This window comes from Streptomyces sp. Y309 (assembly GCF_056712025.1).
On record NZ_CM160048.1, the window covers coordinates 4,373,494 to 4,388,459 of the forward strand.

The following is a 14,966-nucleotide window of genomic DNA, read 5'->3' on the forward strand; positions in this document are numbered from 1 at the left end:
AGCTACCGTGCGTGTCGTTCCGGCAGCGTAGTGGCACCGGGGCCCGCTCAGCCTCCCCCGTGCACGTCCCAGATCCACACCCCGTCTACCCACTTTGCGCGCTGTCCAAGGAGGTCGTCGACCGTCGATCGCAGCGCCGCGTCGCCCGGCTGCGGCGCGAGCACCAGGACGCCCGCGTTCCAGAACCGCAGGTCCACGCGGGCCGCGTTGCGCCAGGCGTCGGTGATCCGCACGGTCCGCCCCGAATTGCGCACGTCCCGCAGCAGGTTGGAGGTGTTGCGCGGCGAGGCGCCGTAGATGCCGACGCGGTCCGGGCCCCAGGGCCCGTTGAAGTAGCCGCCGGGCAGCCGGAATCCCAGGTCGGCGTCTGTCTGCCAGTGCAGGGCCTCGGCGTAGGCGGGATCGGGCAGCGGCACCGGTACGAGGGTCTCGCCGGCGTCGGTGTCGACGTACCGCCGCCACGTCCCGTCGGCGATGAACGCGGGCACCTCGGTCCGGTCGACGGCCTTCAGGGGCAGCGGGAAGACGGGCAGGAGGGCGAGGGCGACGGCCGCGAGTCCCGCGTACCGGAAGGGCCTCCCCCACACCGGCCGCCCCTCGGCCCCCCGCGCCACCAACCGCCCCACCGCAAGGGCCACCAGCATCCCCAGCGCGGGCGCGCACACCATCGCGACCCGCGACTCGATGACCGACTCGAACAGCGGCCGGTCGGAGAGCAGCGCCCACGGCCCGGAAAGCACCACGTCGGTCAGCGGAATGCGGAACTTCGGCCCGAGCGACAGGAACGCCGCCGCGACCGCCGTGAACGCCAGCGCCTTCACGGCCGCGTGCCGCCACAGCCACACCACGATCAGGAAGGCCAGGACGACGAGCGGCCAGCCGTAGAAGGCGTTCTGCTCGGTGGGGTTCATGGACAGCGAGGACGCGGTCTCCTCGTTGCCGGCCAGCGAGCGCTCGGCGAAGGACAGCAGGGCGAGCGGGCTGTTGCCCGCGTTGTCGCCGTGCAGCACGCTCTTGTAGCTCTGCGGCCCGAAGAACTGCCACCAGAGGGGGAAGGCGATCAGAGGCAGGCAGACCGCGAGGGCGATGCCGATGCCGCGCGCCAGCGGCCGCCACGCCGCCCGCGCGACATCGCGGCGCACCACCGCGTACGCCGCCGTGAACAGCACCATCCCCATCACGGCGAGCAGCAGCGGCTCCTCGCCGAGGAAGATCTGGTACGTCGCGAAGAGCCCGAGGATCACCCCGTTCCGTACGACGCGCCGCCCCTCGCACAGCCGCAGCGCCCGGTCGATGATCAGCGGGATCATGAACAGGACGATGAAGTTCGGGTGCGCGTGCGCGTGGCTGATCATCGGCGGCGCGAAGGCGGCGAGGGCCGCGCCGAGGGCGGCGGCTCCCGGGTGGCGTACGAGACGCCGGACGATCAGCCAGTACCAGGCGAAGGCCGTCGCGGCCAGGCCGGCCGTCATCGCCAGATTGAGGCTGACGGCCGGGCCGAGCAGCCAGGTGACGGGCGCGAGCGGGACGGACAGGCCGAGCATGACCGTGTTGGCCATGAGGTTCACGCCGTCCGGGGCGTTCTGCAGGTCCGTGAAGAGCGGGTTCTGGAGGTGGCCGATGTTGTGGGCCGTGACCTCGAAGAACCACTCCCACTGGTTCTGGTCCTGGAGGGCGTGCGGGAGGTAGCGGTGGTCGGGGGATATCCAGCGGGCCGAGTACAGCACGGTGGCGAAGGCGAGGAAGAGCGCGGCGACAAGGAGATCGGCACGGCGTATCGCACGGGCCCTGAGCGAAGTGACCTCGGCGAGTACGCGTACGTAGTCGCTCGGGCGGACCTTGGAGCCCTCCTGGTGCGACCAGCGCACCGGGACCTCCGCGACGGGCCAGCCCTGCCGGTGGAAGTGGTGCAGGATCTCGACGTCGATCCCCCAGCCGCTGAGCCGGGACGCGGCGAACGCCGCGCGGGCACGGTCGCCGTCGAAGAGCTTGAAGCCGCACTGGGTGTCACGGATTCCGGGGACGGCGACCGTGCGTATCAGGAAGTTGCCGCCCCGGCCGAGCAGTTCGCGCAGCCGGTGCTGGTGCACGCCGATCGTCGCGCCCGGCCGCGCCCGGGAGCCGACGGCGGCGGTGTGCCCGTCGGCGAGGGCCTTCTCCAGGGCCTCCAGCTCCTCGATCGGCGCGGCCAGGTCGGCGTCGGTGACCAGGACGCGGCGGCCGTACGAGGCGAGGACGCCCTGGCGCAGGGCGTGGCCCTTGCCGCGGTTGCGGCCGCCGCGGAGCAGCTGGATGCGGGGGTCCGCGGCGGCGGCCTCGGCGGCGATGTCGGCCGTGCGGTCGGTGGAGCCGTCGTCGACGACGATCAGCTCCCAGTGCGGCTGTTCCTGCCCCGCGTCGAGGTGGGCGCGGATGGCGTCCAGGGTGGGGGCGAGGCGGCGTTCCTCGTTGTAGGCGGGGATGACGATGGACAGATCGACGGTCATGCGGGGGCCTGGGGCTCGTCCTGGTCGGCGGCGGGAGGAGTGCCGGCGTCGGCGGGGGCGTCGGCGGCGGCGAGGGTTTCGACGAGGTCCAGGGAGTGTGCGTTGTACTCGGCGACGATGGCGTGCGCGAGGACCGCGTCGCGGCGGGTCAGGGCCTCCACCAGGTCGGTGTGCCGGCACCAGAGGCGGCCGCGCAGACCGCCGCCGCGGTCGGCCTCGCGGCGCAGGTGCGGGACCGCGCAGACCCAGGACTGGACGCGCAGGCGGTGCAGGAAGTCGGAGAGGTAGGCGTTGCCGAACAGGGCGCTCAGCTCGCGCCAGAAGCGCAGGTCGTAGCCGATGAGGACGGTCAGGTCGCCGGCCGCGGCCGCGCGGGCCGCCTCCTCGCCGCGGCGGCGTACGGAGACGAAACAGGCCGTCGGTACGGCGTCGTGCGCGGACGTCGTCGCCACCTCGCGGAAGATGGCGTCCGCGATGAGGCCGCGGGCCTGGATCATGCCGCGGTAGTCGTCGAGGGTGTGCTCGTGCACGCGGAAGCCGCGGTGCTGGTCGGAGTCCAGGAGGCCCTGAGCCGCCAGGTTCACCAGCGCCTCGCGGACCGGGGTCGCGGAGACGCCGTACTGGTCGGCTATCTCCTTCACCGTGAACTCCTGGCCCGGCACGAGGCGGCCCGCGAGGATCTCGTCGCGCAGGGCGTCGGCGATCTGCTGGCGCAGGGTGCTGCGGATGACGGCCGGGCCGTCGGGTCCGGGCATGGTGGGTGTCCCCCTACGCTTCTCTCTGACGTGGGCTTTTCGCTGACGTGGGCGTCTTGGGCGGACGTGGGCACGTCCTGGTCGCTCTGGTCGCTTACGAGCACGTCAGACTACGCGGTCGGGGTTCCCCCACCCCGTGACCGGGGTCACCGGTGCCGCGGGGCGGCGGGGCGGGGCCGACCGGAGGGGTCCCGTGGGCCGGGGGCTTTGTCCGCCTCACCCCCTACCGGAAGGCTCCCGTCGGCCTGGGGCTGTGCCCACCCGTGCCGCCCTGCGGCACGACTGCCCACAGCGAGGGACGGTCGATACGGCTGCGGGTGGGGATCGCCGGGTGGGTCGACTGCCCACTGCGGGAGCAGCGGCCGTCCGGGAGGGCTGGCGGCACCGCTGCTCGCAGCGCGGGGGCAGTGGTTGGTCGCGTTGTCGATCCCACCCACCCGCCTCGGCGACGCCGGACAAGCCCTCGTGGCACCGGTGCGCCCGGCCGCCCGTGCTGGAAGCTGGGGCCGGGCGCCCGTGCCGGCGTGGAACGGATTGTTGCTGGAAACGGGTGGGCGGGTGGGAGAGAATCCGCCGCGGAGCGGCGGGGTAGGGCGGCGCCCCAGCCACCCACCCACCTCGGCGACGCCGGGCAAACCTTCGTGGCACCGGGGCGCACGCCCGCCTGTGCTGGAAAGTGAGGTCGGGCCCCTGTGCCGGCGTGGAACGGGCTGTGCCTGGAAACGGGTGGGCGGGTGGGAGAGAAATCCGCCGCGGAGCGGCGGGGAAGGGGCCCCGGGGTCAGACGGTGTGGGCGTCCGCGGCGTCCAGGGCCGTGTCGAGGGCCGCGAGGCCGGCCTTCAGGTCGGGCTCCGAGATGTTGCACGGCGGCACCACATGCGTACGGTTCATGTTGATGAAGGGCCAGAGGCCATTCGCCTTCGCGGCGGCCCCGAACGCCACCATGGGCGCGTTCGCCTCGCCGGCCGCGTTGTAGGGAACCAGCGGCTCACGGGTCTCACGGTCCCGTACGAGCTCCAGGGCCCAGAACATGCCGAGCCCTCGCACCTCCCCCACGGAGGGGTGGCGCGCGGCGAGCTCGCGGAGGCCGGGACCCACCACCTCCTCGCCCAGACGCGCCGCGTGCTCCACGACCCCCTCGTCCGCCATGACGTTGATCGTCGCGACGGCGGCGGCGCAGGCCAGCGGGTGCCCGGAGTAGGTGAGCCCGCCCGGGTAGGGCCGCCGGGCGAACGTCTCGGCGATGGCGCCGGAGATCGCGACGCCGCCGAGCGGCACGTACCCGGAGTTCACGCCCTTGGCGAAGGTCAGCAGATCGGGCACGACCCCGTCGAAGTGGTCCACGGCGAACCACTTGCCCGTACGCCCGAAGCCCGCCATGACCTCGTCGAGGACGAGGACGATCCCGTGCCGGTCGCACAGCTCGCGGACGCCCGCGAGGTAGCCGGGCGGCGGGGTCATGATCCCGGCGGTGCCGGGGACCGTCTCCAGGATGATCGCGGCGATCGTGGCGGGGCCCTCGAAGGCGATGGTGTCCTCGAGGTGCTGGAGGGCCCGCTCGCACTCCTGCGTCTCGTTCTCGGAGTAGAACGGCGAGCGGTACAGGAACGGCGCCCAGAAGTGCACGACGCCCGCCGACGCGGTGTCGGACGGCCAGCGGCGCGGGTCGCCGGTGAGGTTGATCGCGGCGGCGGTGGCGCCGTGGTACGAGCGGTACGCGGAGAGCACCTTGGGGCGGCCCGTGTGCAGCCGGGCCATGCGGGTGGCGTTCTCCACGGCCTCGGCGCCGCCGTTGGTGAAGAAGATCTTGTCCAGGTCGCCGGGGGTGCGCTCGGCGATGAGGCGGGCGGCCTCGCTGCGGGCCTCCAGGGCGAAGGCGGGCGCGAACGTGGTCATCGTCGCGGCCTGCTCCTGGATCGCGGCGACGACCTTCGGGTGCTGGTAGCCGATGTTCGTGTAGACGAGTCCGCTGGTGAAGTCGAGGTACCGGTTGCCCTCGTAGTCCCAGAAGTACGAGCCTTCCGCGCCGGCGACGGCGAGCGGGGCGATGAGCTCCTGGGCCGACCAGGAGTGGAACACGTGTGCGCGGTCCGCCGCGGAGACGGCTGCGCCGAGCTGCGGGTTTGGCTGAGGGGTCATGCCGCCGAGGGTAGATGTCCACTCCGTGGACGGGACATGGGCGTCCTGTCTGGCGACTCGCCGGGAACGCGACATTCTGTCGGGCGGGGGCGCCTTCCTCGGGCGGGGGCGCCTTCTCTGGGCCTGGGGCGCCGGCCCTTGCATGCCCCTCCGCACACAACACGGCACTGTCGGCGTGGGCTGTGCCCACCCGTGCCGCCCTGCGGCACGACTGCCCACAGCGGGGAACGGGAACAGACAGTCAGTCGTCAGCGGGGAGGGGAACAGGCAGTCAGTCGTCGTCCGGCTCGGGTATGGCTCGGGCGCGTGGGCCGTTCGGGGTGCAGTGGATCTCGTACGTCAGGTCGTCCCGTTCGTCGTCGTCGTTGGCCTCGGCCTCCAGGCGGGCCGTGGCGGCCGGGCCGCGGGTGACGTCGTCGTCTATGTGGTAGCCGTCGGCCGGGCTCCAGGAGATCAGGCGGACGGTGCCGTCGGGGCGGCACTCCACCGTCGCCGTGCCGCCGGTGAAGCGGACCGTCGACCGTTCGACGGCCCGTCGCGTCGGCTCGGCCGAGCCCGAACGGGAGGGAGGGGGAGAGCCAGAGGGGGCAGGAGTACGAGTCGGGGAGGGGGAAGCCGACGGGGCGTTCGGGGTGTCCGCCAGCGCCCGCCGCACGGCCCCCTCGTCCAAGGGCCTGCTATGGGCGGCCCCGCCAGAGTCAGCGCTCGCCAACTGCCAGGCGCCCAGCGCCCCCGCCGCCGTGCCCGCGGCCACCCACACCGCCGTCACCACGGCTCCCTGCCACTTCCCCATGAGGCCACTGTCCCGCACGGTTTCCTAACGTCCGGTTAAGGGCCCGGTTAAGGTCGGCCCCCGCACCGCACTCCGACGTGAACCCCCGGCGAATTCGGAGCCAATCCCTGGCTACCGTGGCCACCATGGCCCACCTGCTCGTCGTGGAGGACGACCCCCAGCTGCGCGGCGCCCTCGTCCGCGCCCTGCGCGACAGGGGCCACGCCGTCGCGACCGCGCCCACCGGCATGACGGGGCTCGACGCGGCGGTGACGCACCGGCCCGACCTCGTCGTGCTCGACCTCGGACTGCCCGACGTGGACGGGGCGCAGGTGCTGCGGATGCTGCGGGCGGTCAGCGACGTACCCGTCATCGTGGCGACCGCGCGCGACGAGGAGCCGGAGATGGTGGCCCTCCTCGGCGACGGGGCCGACGACTACATCGTGAAGCCGTTCGGCGCCGCGCAGTTGGATGCCCGGGTGAAGGCGGTGCTGCGGCGCGTCGGCGGGGGCGAGGGCGAGGTGCCGCTGCGGGTGGGCGGGCTGTGCGTCGATCCCGCCGCCCGTGAGGTCGCCCTCGACGGGGTCCCGGTCGAGCTCACGCCCCGCGAATTCGACCTGCTCGCCCATCTCGCGCGCCACGCCGGGCAGGTCGTCTCCCGCCGCGAACTCCTCGCGGAGGTCTGGCACCAGCCGCTCGGCGGCGCCGACAAGACGGTCGACGTCCATCTGTCGTGGCTGCGGCGGAAGCTGGGCGAGACGGCCCAGGCCCCGCGCTATCTGCACACCGTGCGCACGGTCGGCGTCAAACTGGCGGCGCCGGACGCCCGGTCCTCCGCCTCGGACCCGACCTCTGCCGCCGCTCCTGCTCCCGCTCCGGCCCCTGGCCCTGACCCTGACCCGGAGACCGAGGGTGACACCGGCGACGGAGCCGTCTGATGCGTCGCCGGTTGCTGCTGCTCACCGCCGCCACCACCGCGCTCGTCCTCACCGCCCTGCTCGTCCCGCTCACCCTCCTCACCCGCAGTCATGCCGCCGACCGCGCCACCGCCGAGGCCACCGCCCGCGCGCAGTGGGTGGCGCACGCGATCGGGCCCGCGCTCGCCTCGGACGCGGAGCGGCCCACCGCCGAGCAGACCGTCGCCGGGGTCAACGGGAGCGGGCTGCCGCGGACTTCGCTCGTCCTCGCCGACGGGACCGTGGTCGGGCCCGGTGCGGGTGGCGGCGGCGACAGGAGCGGCGGTGAGCGTCGTGGTCACGTGTCCGACGCCATCCGTCTCGCCCGCACCGGCCGTGCCTTCACCTACGAACCCTCCACCGGCGGGCGGCAGGTCCTCGTCCCCGTGCACGGCGCCGCCGACGGTACGGCCGTCGTCCAAGTCACCCTGACCGAGAAGCAGTTGTATGCGGGGACGCTCACGTCGTGGCTCGTGCTGGCCGGGATCGGCGTCGGGCTTGTGCTGCTCGGGTTGCTGCTCGCCGATCGGCTCGGGGCGCGGCTCGTGGGGGCGACGCGGGGGCTTGCCCGCACCGCCGACCGGCTTGCCGCCGGGGACCTCACGGCTCGGGCCGTGCCCGATGGGCCGCCCGAACTCCGCCTTGTCGCGGGCGAGTTGAACCGGCTTGCCGGGCGGATCGACGAGCTGCTCACCGCGGAGCGGGAGAATGCCCGTGAGAATGCCGCCGATCTCGCGCATCGGCTGCGTACGCCGGTTGCCGCGTTGCGGCTGGACGCGGAGACCTTGCGGGATTCCGGGGAGGCTCGGCGGATCGCCGAGGATGTGTCCGCGCTGGAGCGCAGTGTGGACGACGTGATCCGTCGGGCTCGGTTGCCCCTGCGCGGGTCGGCCTGCGCTGATCTTGCCGCCGTGGCGCGGGAACGTGGGGCGTTCTGGCTCCCGTTGGCCGAGGACCAGGGACGTGCGCTTACGGTTGACGCCGTAGGCCTTGGTCACCCCCCACATCAAGCGCCCCGTCGGCCTGGGCTCTCTTTGGGTCGGGTTCCGCCCTGCGGAACGACTGCCCACAGCGGGCAACCGGAACCGGAACCGGCGAGCCGCCCACCGCAGGGAACAGAACAAGGCACCGTCGAACCCGTTCTCGTCCCCGTCCCCCCGGACGACCTCTCCGCCGCTCTAGATGCCCTCATCGGGAACGTGCTCGATCACACCCCCCAAGGCACCGCCTTCCGGATCAGCGTCGAGGTCACGGGCGACGGGCGTGCCCGGCTCACCGTGGCCGATGACGGGCCGGGGTTCCCGGACGGGTGTCCGGCGGCCGCCGCCCGGGGCGCCAGCGGGGGCGGGTCCACCGGGCTCGGGCTCGACATCGCGCGGCGTACCGCCGAGGACGCGGGCGGCGGCTTCGCGATCGCGAGCGGGCCGACCCGCGTGACGCTCACCTTCCCGCTCGCGGGAACACCGTCCGCACCGCCCGCGCCCACCGGTTGACGCCGAGGTCGGGGCGGACGGCCGCGAAGCCGCCGCAGTACTTGGTGAATTCGGCGGCGCGCAGGCCATAGCGGTGCAGCACGCGGTCGGCCTCCGTCAGGCGGCCCCGCGTCTTCGTCTCGACGAGGACGAGCCCGCCGTCGGCCGCGACCGTGCGGCCCGTCGCCACGTCCCGTACCACCAGCGCCGCGTCGCACGTCACCCGCTGCCCGTCGGCGACGAACGTGGCGCGGCGGTAGTCGGTGACGAGGGAGGGAGCGAGGCCGACGGGGGCCTCGATGCCGTACGAGCCGCGCAGCACCCCGGCCAGGAAACCGCGCCGGGTGTCGTCGAGGGCGTGGTCCGCGCCCGACATCCGCTGCCGGTGCTTGACGGTCTCGCCGCGCCCCGTCTTCAGCTTGATCTCGAACTGCCGCTCCCCGCTGTCCTGATAGACCCGCTCACGGACGCGGTAGCGCAGTCTTCGGCCCTGGCGGTGGTCGTGGTACGTGTGCAGGGCGGGGGTGTCGTAGTACGTCGAGTGGTAGCCGAACGAGCGGCGGCCGCCGATGCTCAGCGCACGGAACGCGCCGCAGGGCCGGCGCGGGTCGGTGAGCAGCGCCGCGAAGTCCTCGAAGATCTCCACGGGGACCAGATAGCTGTTGTCGTAGCGGGCGAGCAGCTCCGCGCGGGCGTTCAGCTCGTCGAGGGAGACGGGGTGGGCGGCCAGTGCGGCGCGGCTCAGGGCGCGTACGGCGGGTTTCACGCGGCCTCCTTGGCGTACGGCGGGGACGGCGGGGTCACTCGTGCGAACTCCCCATCGTGCGGCATTGGTTCCGGCTGCCGGAAGCGGACTTCCAGCACCATGAGGTCCCGTACGTAGTCGACCTCCTGGACCGTCCAGCCGAGGGGTTCGCCGAGCCGCCGGGCCAGTTCGGCACGGAGCGCGTCCTCCTCGCGGTACACGGCGTCGAGGGTCACCAGGGCGCGGCGGTCCCCCGCGAACAGGCGCGGATGGTCGGCGACGTACATCACGAGCAGCAGCACCGCGGCGAGCGCGGCGGCCACCCCGAGGGGCAGGCCGGGCAGCCCGCAGAGCAGGCCGAGGACGAGGGTGATGAAGTAGTACGCCACCTCGCTGTGCCGCAGGGCGTCCGAGCGCAGCCGCACGATCGAGAGCACCCCGAAGAGCCCGAACCCGAGCGCGAGCCCGCCGCCGCTCTTCACCTCGCCGAGCGCCGCGACGACCGCGAACAGCGCGACGTTCAGGGCGAGATACGCGGGCACGAGCTCACGCCTGCGGTGGCGCGGATAGAAGACACCGAAGGTGAGCAGCGCCACGGCGAGCAGGTCGACGCCCAGGTGGGCGGCCAGGTTCAGGGGATGTGTGCTGTCCATGACCGGGACGCTAGGGACGGGCAGGTTAAGGGCACCGCCGACGGACGTTAAGCACAGCCACCGGCGCAGCTACCGGCGCAGCCACCGCCACAGCCATCGACGCAGCCACCGGCACATCCGCCGGTACAGCCCCTGTCCATCCATTGACAGCATGCTGTCTATACGACAGGATACTGACATACCCAAGGAGGCCATCATGAGCCGGACCGTCCACCTCGCCGTCTACGGCACCCTCGCCGACTGGGAGACCGGGTACGCCACGGCGTATCTGGCCCGCGCCGGACACGAGCTCCGCACCGTCGCCACCACCCGCGAGCCCGTCACCACCACCGGCGGCGTCCGCATCCAGCCGGACCTGACCCTCGACGAGCTGCGCCCCGAGGACAGCGAGCTGCTGATCCTGCCGGGCGCCGACCTGTGGGACACGGGCGACTCGCTCGCCCCCTTCGCCCGCGCGGCCCGCTCCTTCCTCGACGCCGGCGTGCCGGTGGCCGCGATCTGCGGCGCCACGGCCGGGCTCGCCCGGGAGGGCCTGCTCGACGACCGCGCGCACACCAGCGCGGTGCCGATGTACCTGGACGCGACGGGCTACAAGGGCGCCGGGCGGTACGTCGAGTCCGACGCCGTCACCGACGGCGACCTGATCACGGCGGGGCCCACCGAGCCCGTGGCCTTCGCGCGCGAAGTCCTCAAGCGGATGGGCGCGTTCGAGGGCGAGAAGCTGGACGCCTGGTACCGGCTGTTCCACGACTCGGACCCGACGGCGTACGAGACCCTCGCGTCGTGAGCGGGCAGGCACAGGGGCGCCCGGCCGACGGCGACCGCCCCGGCGGCGGGGAGCGCCCCGCCGACAGCGACCGCGCCGCGCAGGACCTGCTCAGCCGCACCGCGCTCGGCGTCTTCCGGCTCAACGGCCAGTTCCTCTCCGTCTCGGAGGAGCTGGCCAGGCCGGCCGGGCTCACCGCCGCCTGGTGGCAGGTCCTGGGCGCCGTCCTGCGCGAACCCCTGCCCGTCGCCGGGATCGCCCGCGCCATGGGCATCACCCGGCAGAGCGTGCAGCGCGTGGCCGACCTCCTCGTGCGGCGCGGGCTCGCCGAGTACGTACCGAACCCGGCGCACCGCCGCGCCAAGCTGCTGCGCCCCACCGACGCGGGGCGGGCCGCCATCGCGAAGATCGAACCCGGGCACGCGGAGCTGGCCGCGCGGCTCGAAGCCGCCCTCGGCGCCGAACAATTCACGCAAACCGCCCAGGCGTTGGAGCGGCTCTCCGAGGCCCTCGCCGGACTGGAGCCCGCCGTTACGGAACCGTAGAGGTAAGCCCGGGCCGCCCCTCCCACCACCGCACTATCCTCGGTCTGTTGCACGGCGGTGTACGCAGAGTCGCCGTACCGGGGTGGCTCGGAACCGCAGGAACACAGGGGGAGGACGGCGCCGATGGCCATGGAGAAACTCGGGCCCGGGGATCCGCAGAGGATCGGTGCCTACCGGCTGCTCGCGCGCCTCGGCGCGGGCGGCATGGGGCAGGTCTATCTGGCGCGCTCCGACCGCGGCCGCACGGTCGCGGTCAAGCTGGTGCGCGAGGAGCTGGCCGCGCAGGAGGAGTTCCGCGGGCGCTTCCGGCAGGAGGTGCAGGCCGCGCGGCGGGTCGGCGGGGCGTGGACGGCGCCCGTCCTCGACGCCGACACGGAGGCGGCGATCCCGTGGGTCGCCACGGGGTACGTCGCCGGGCCCTCGCTGCAGTCCGTCGTCTCGCACGACCACGGGCCGCTGCCCGAGCGGTCCGTGAACATCCTCGCCGCCGGGCTCGCCAACGCCCTCAAGGACATCCACGCGGCCGGGCTCATCCACCGCGACCTGAAGCCGTCGAACGTCCTCGTCACCATCGACGGGCCGCGCGTCATCGACTTCGGGATCGCCCGCGCGCTGGAGACCGTCACGGACGGCGGGCTCACCCGGACCGGGGCGCTCGTCGGGTCGCCCGGATTCATGGCGCCCGAGCAGGTGCGGGGTGACCGGGTCACGGAGGCGTGCGACGTCTTCTGTCTGGGGTCCGTGCTCGCGTACGCCGCGACGGGGGCGCTGCCGTTCGGGACCGCCAACAGTGGGGTGCACGCGCTGATGTTCCGCATCGCGCAGGAGGAGCCTGATCTGGAGGCGCTGCCCGAGGGGCTGCGGGAGCTGGTTCAGGCCTGCCTCGCCAAGGTTCCCGGGGACCGGCCCTCGCTGGACGAGATACTCGGCCGGACCGGGGCGGAGGACACCCTCTCCGAGGGGAAGTCCTTGGAGCCGTGGCTCCCGGGCCCCCTGGTTGCCCAGCTTGGGCGGCACGCTGTGCAGTTGCTGGAGATCGAGGAACCCGAGGGCGACGCCAAGTCCGCCCCGCCGGAGCCCCAGGCCGCTCCCGCCCCGGAGGTCGCGGCCGTCCCGGCCCTCCCGGAGCACGCTCCTGACGTTCGGAGTGAATCCGAACCCACCGCACCGGAGGGTTCCCCCGACACCCCACCCCCACCCGGCACCCCCGGCCAAGCCCCCGTCAATCACCTCCCCACCATGGTCGGCGGGGTGCCGCCCGCGCCCGCGCCGACGCCGGGGCACGCGCCCGCCTACGGGTATCCGCAGGCGCCCGCCTACGGCTACCCGCACCCGCAGCCGCCGTACGGTGCGACGCCTCCGTACGGATCCACTCCCCCGTACGGGCCGCCGCCCGTCGACCCGCCGCGCCGCAGCGGGCGTTCCACCGCGCTGCTCGTCGCGGTGGCCCTGGTCGTGGCCCTGGGGGCGGGCGGCACGGTGTACGCGGTGATGAAGGGGGACGACGGCGACCCGAAGGCGCGTGGCGGCGGTGACGGCAAGAACCGGCAGAGCAGCGCGCCGAAGACGCCCGGCACCCCGTCGGACTCGGACTCCGCGCCGACCCCCTCGCCGTCCACGTCCTCGTCCTCGTCCGACGAGAAGACCGTGCCGGAGAAGTTCCTCGGCACCTGGAACGGCACGATCAGCGGTGACGCCGGGGTCAGCACGCGGCGGCTGACCATTCAGCAGGGCGAGGAGGGGGACACCGTCCTGTCCATGACGGCCGACGGGCCGCTGGAGGGCGGCGGCACCTACCACTGCGTGTTCCAGGGCACCTTGGAGTCCGCGAGCGACGACCGTCTTTCCATCGGCCCGACGACCGTCACCGTCGGCCCGCCCAAGACCTGCGAGCCGGGCAAGGCCAGCGAGATCACCCTCCTGCCGAGCGGCGAACTGCGGCGCGCCAACAACGACGGCAGCGGCGAGCTGACGTACACCAAGGGCGGCTGACCGAGGAAGCCCAACTGGCCCCTGACACACAGCAGTTGAACGGCAGACGAACGTCCGGGAGCGCGAGGGCGAAGTCACTCGCCCAACCGTTCCCCGCTCCGGGGGCGCCTACGTAGCGTGCGGCCGTGGACTGGTTGAGCCCCGAGAACGTCGTCGCTGTCCTGACCGCCGCGCTCGGCCTGCTCGCCACCCTCGGGGCGATCTGGTACGAGCGCCGCGTGCCGCGCCGCAAACGCATCGGCTACCGCGTGCAGATGGACACCGCGATCGGCGACAACGTCCGCACCGGCGGCGCGAACGCGCGGCTCGGGCTGTTCGACGAGACGCCGGAGATGTCGGACGCGACGCTCGTGCTGCTGCGCGTGGAGAACGACGGCTCCCAGTCGATCTCCGACGCCGACTACACCGGCCGCGCGCTGCACGGACTCACCGCCGTGTTCACCGGCCGCACCGTGCGCGGCCTCGCCGTGACCGCGCAGGCGGGCGCCGACCACCTGATGGAGCACTTCACGCCGTCGGCGGGACTGCGGTACGACGGCTCGACGCTGTACATACCGCGCGTGCCGCTGAACCGGGGCCAGCACTACAAGCTGCTCGTGCTGCTCACCGGCGGCGCGGTCGGCGGCGAGGTCGTCATCTCCGGCGGCCTCCAGGCGGGCGAGGTCCAGCCGAACCGCTCCACGACGCCCGACGACAAGCCGCCCCTGTTCAGCGGGCCCGCGAAGGTCCTGACAGCCCTGCTCACCGCGTCCGTCGTCACGCTGGCCACCATGATCCTGCTCGGCGACGAGGACCGGACGCCGATCGAGTGCGCCGAGGGCGAGCTGACCGTCATCGGCTCGACGGCGTTCCGGCCGGTCGCCGAGGAGCTGAAGGAGAAGTACGAGGACGACTGCCCCGGCGCCCGCATCACCGTCGCCGCGCACGGCAGCACGGCCGGGGTGCGGGAACTCGACGCGGCGGGCGCCCGGTCCGCGAAGGCCGCGCGGAGGTCGCCGCCGCTGATCGCGCTGTCCGACGGCCCGAAGTCGGACGGCTACCCGCGCCTGGTCGAACACCGCGTCGCGGTCTCGGCGTACGCGCTGGTCCTCAACGACGGGATCCCGCTGAAGAGCCTCTCCCTGGCGGACGTACGCCGCCTGTACCGCGGCGAGATCCGCAACTGGAAGCAGCTCGGCGGCCCCGACCAGGACGTCGTCCTGGTCAGCCGCGGCTCCAGCTCGGGCACCCGCGACACCCTGCAACGCCGTCTGCTGAACGGCGACTTCGAGATCAAGGCGTCGTCCAACGACTGCGTGCGCAAGGACGACGCCGAGGCCCCCGTCATCCGCTGCGAACTCGACTCCACCGAACAGGTCCTGGACGCCGTCGGCCGCACCCCCGGCGCCCTCGGCTACAGCGAACTGCGCGCCGCCGCCAGCCCCAAGGGCCTGCACCGGCTGTCCCTGGACGGCCGGGAACCGTCCACGGACAACCTCGCGGACACCGGCTACCCGTACCGCGAGATCGAGTACGCCTACACCTACGGCCAGCCGCCCGCCGATTCGCTCGCGTCGAGCTTCCTCGCGTACGCGCGCGGCAGTGGCCAGGATGTGATCCGCACCCATGGCCATCTGCCGTGCGCGACACCGGAGGGGCTGCGCGCGTGCGCCGAACTCCCGGAGTAGAAGGTCCAGATGGACCAG

The 14,966-nt window shown here is 73.3% G+C and carries 12 protein-coding genes; 6 read left to right on the plus strand and 6 right to left on the minus strand.

Going from position 1 to position 14,966, the window contains the following annotated elements:
* Positions 1–47: 47 nt before the first annotated feature.
* The 4 genes from AC0KTA_RS17420 to AC0KTA_RS17435 form a co-directional block, all read right to left on the minus strand.
* A complete protein-coding gene (locus tag AC0KTA_RS17420; protein WP_481056030.1) occupies positions 48–2,486 on the minus strand; it encodes a dolichyl-phosphate beta-glucosyltransferase in 2,439 nt (812 codons plus the stop codon).
* Positions 2,483–3,241: a GntR family transcriptional regulator gene (locus AC0KTA_RS17425; protein ID WP_481056031.1), complete on the minus strand. Its 759-nt coding sequence runs from the start codon at positions 3,239–3,241 to the stop codon at positions 2,483–2,485. The genes AC0KTA_RS17420 and AC0KTA_RS17425 overlap by 4 nt, the downstream gene beginning before the upstream one ends.
* A gap of 780 nt (positions 3,242–4,021) precedes the next feature.
* Positions 4,022–5,380, minus strand: coding sequence for an aminotransferase class III-fold pyridoxal phosphate-dependent enzyme (locus AC0KTA_RS17430; protein WP_481056032.1), 1,359 nt, complete (start codon positions 5,378–5,380; stop codon positions 4,022–4,024).
* Between the two features lie 271 nt (positions 5,381–5,651).
* Positions 5,652–6,173 carry a hypothetical protein gene (locus AC0KTA_RS17435; protein ID WP_481056033.1) on the minus strand — a complete coding sequence of 174 codons (522 nt, stop codon included), beginning with the start codon at positions 6,171–6,173 and terminating at the stop codon, positions 5,652–5,654.
* Positions 6,174–6,298: 125 nt separating this feature from the next.
* Between AC0KTA_RS17435 and AC0KTA_RS17440 the strand changes: the two genes are divergently transcribed.
* Entirely contained in the window at positions 6,299–7,090 is a 792-nt protein-coding gene (locus AC0KTA_RS17440) for a response regulator transcription factor (protein WP_481056034.1), read from the plus strand.
* Positions 7,090–8,601, plus strand: coding sequence for an ATP-binding protein (locus tag AC0KTA_RS17445; protein WP_481056035.1), 1,512 nt, complete (start codon positions 7,090–7,092; stop codon positions 8,599–8,601). Before AC0KTA_RS17440 ends, AC0KTA_RS17445 begins: the two co-directional genes overlap by 1 nt.
* Here AC0KTA_RS17445 and AC0KTA_RS17450 read toward each other — a convergent pair.
* Together AC0KTA_RS17450 and AC0KTA_RS17455 are read right to left on the minus strand one after the other, a co-directional pair.
* Positions 8,549–9,346: a VTC domain-containing protein gene (locus tag AC0KTA_RS17450; RefSeq protein ID WP_481056036.1), complete on the minus strand. Its 798-nt coding sequence runs from the start codon at positions 9,344–9,346 to the stop codon at positions 8,549–8,551. The two genes, AC0KTA_RS17445 and AC0KTA_RS17450, sit on opposite strands and share 53 nt — an antisense overlap.
* The gene (locus tag AC0KTA_RS17455) at positions 9,343–9,978 is read right to left on the minus strand and encodes a DUF4956 domain-containing protein (RefSeq protein ID WP_481056037.1); all 636 of its coding nucleotides are present in this window, start codon (positions 9,976–9,978) and stop codon (positions 9,343–9,345) included. The genes AC0KTA_RS17450 and AC0KTA_RS17455 overlap by 4 nt, the downstream gene beginning before the upstream one ends.
* 196 nt (positions 9,979–10,174) lie before the next feature.
* On the opposite strand from AC0KTA_RS17455, the gene AC0KTA_RS17460 reads away from it, so the two are divergent.
* From AC0KTA_RS17460 to AC0KTA_RS17475, 4 genes are all read left to right on the plus strand, one after another.
* On the plus strand, positions 10,175–10,765 hold the full coding sequence (locus AC0KTA_RS17460; RefSeq protein WP_481056038.1) for a DJ-1/PfpI family protein: 591 nt from the start codon (positions 10,175–10,177) through the stop codon (positions 10,763–10,765).
* Positions 10,766–10,851: 86 nt separating this feature from the next.
* Complete coding sequence (locus tag AC0KTA_RS17465; RefSeq protein ID WP_481056457.1) at positions 10,852–11,289, plus strand: MarR family winged helix-turn-helix transcriptional regulator; 438 nt, start codon at positions 10,852–10,854, stop codon at positions 11,287–11,289.
* Between the two features lie 129 nt (positions 11,290–11,418).
* The gene (locus tag AC0KTA_RS17470) at positions 11,419–13,281 is read left to right on the plus strand and encodes a serine/threonine-protein kinase (RefSeq protein ID WP_481056458.1); all 1,863 of its coding nucleotides are present in this window, start codon (positions 11,419–11,421) and stop codon (positions 13,279–13,281) included.
* A 125-nt stretch (positions 13,282–13,406) separates the two neighbouring features.
* Positions 13,407–14,948, plus strand: a complete 1,542-nt coding sequence (locus AC0KTA_RS17475; RefSeq protein ID WP_481056039.1) for a substrate-binding domain-containing protein — start codon at positions 13,407–13,409, stop codon at positions 14,946–14,948.
* Positions 14,949–14,966 lie beyond the last annotated feature (18 nt).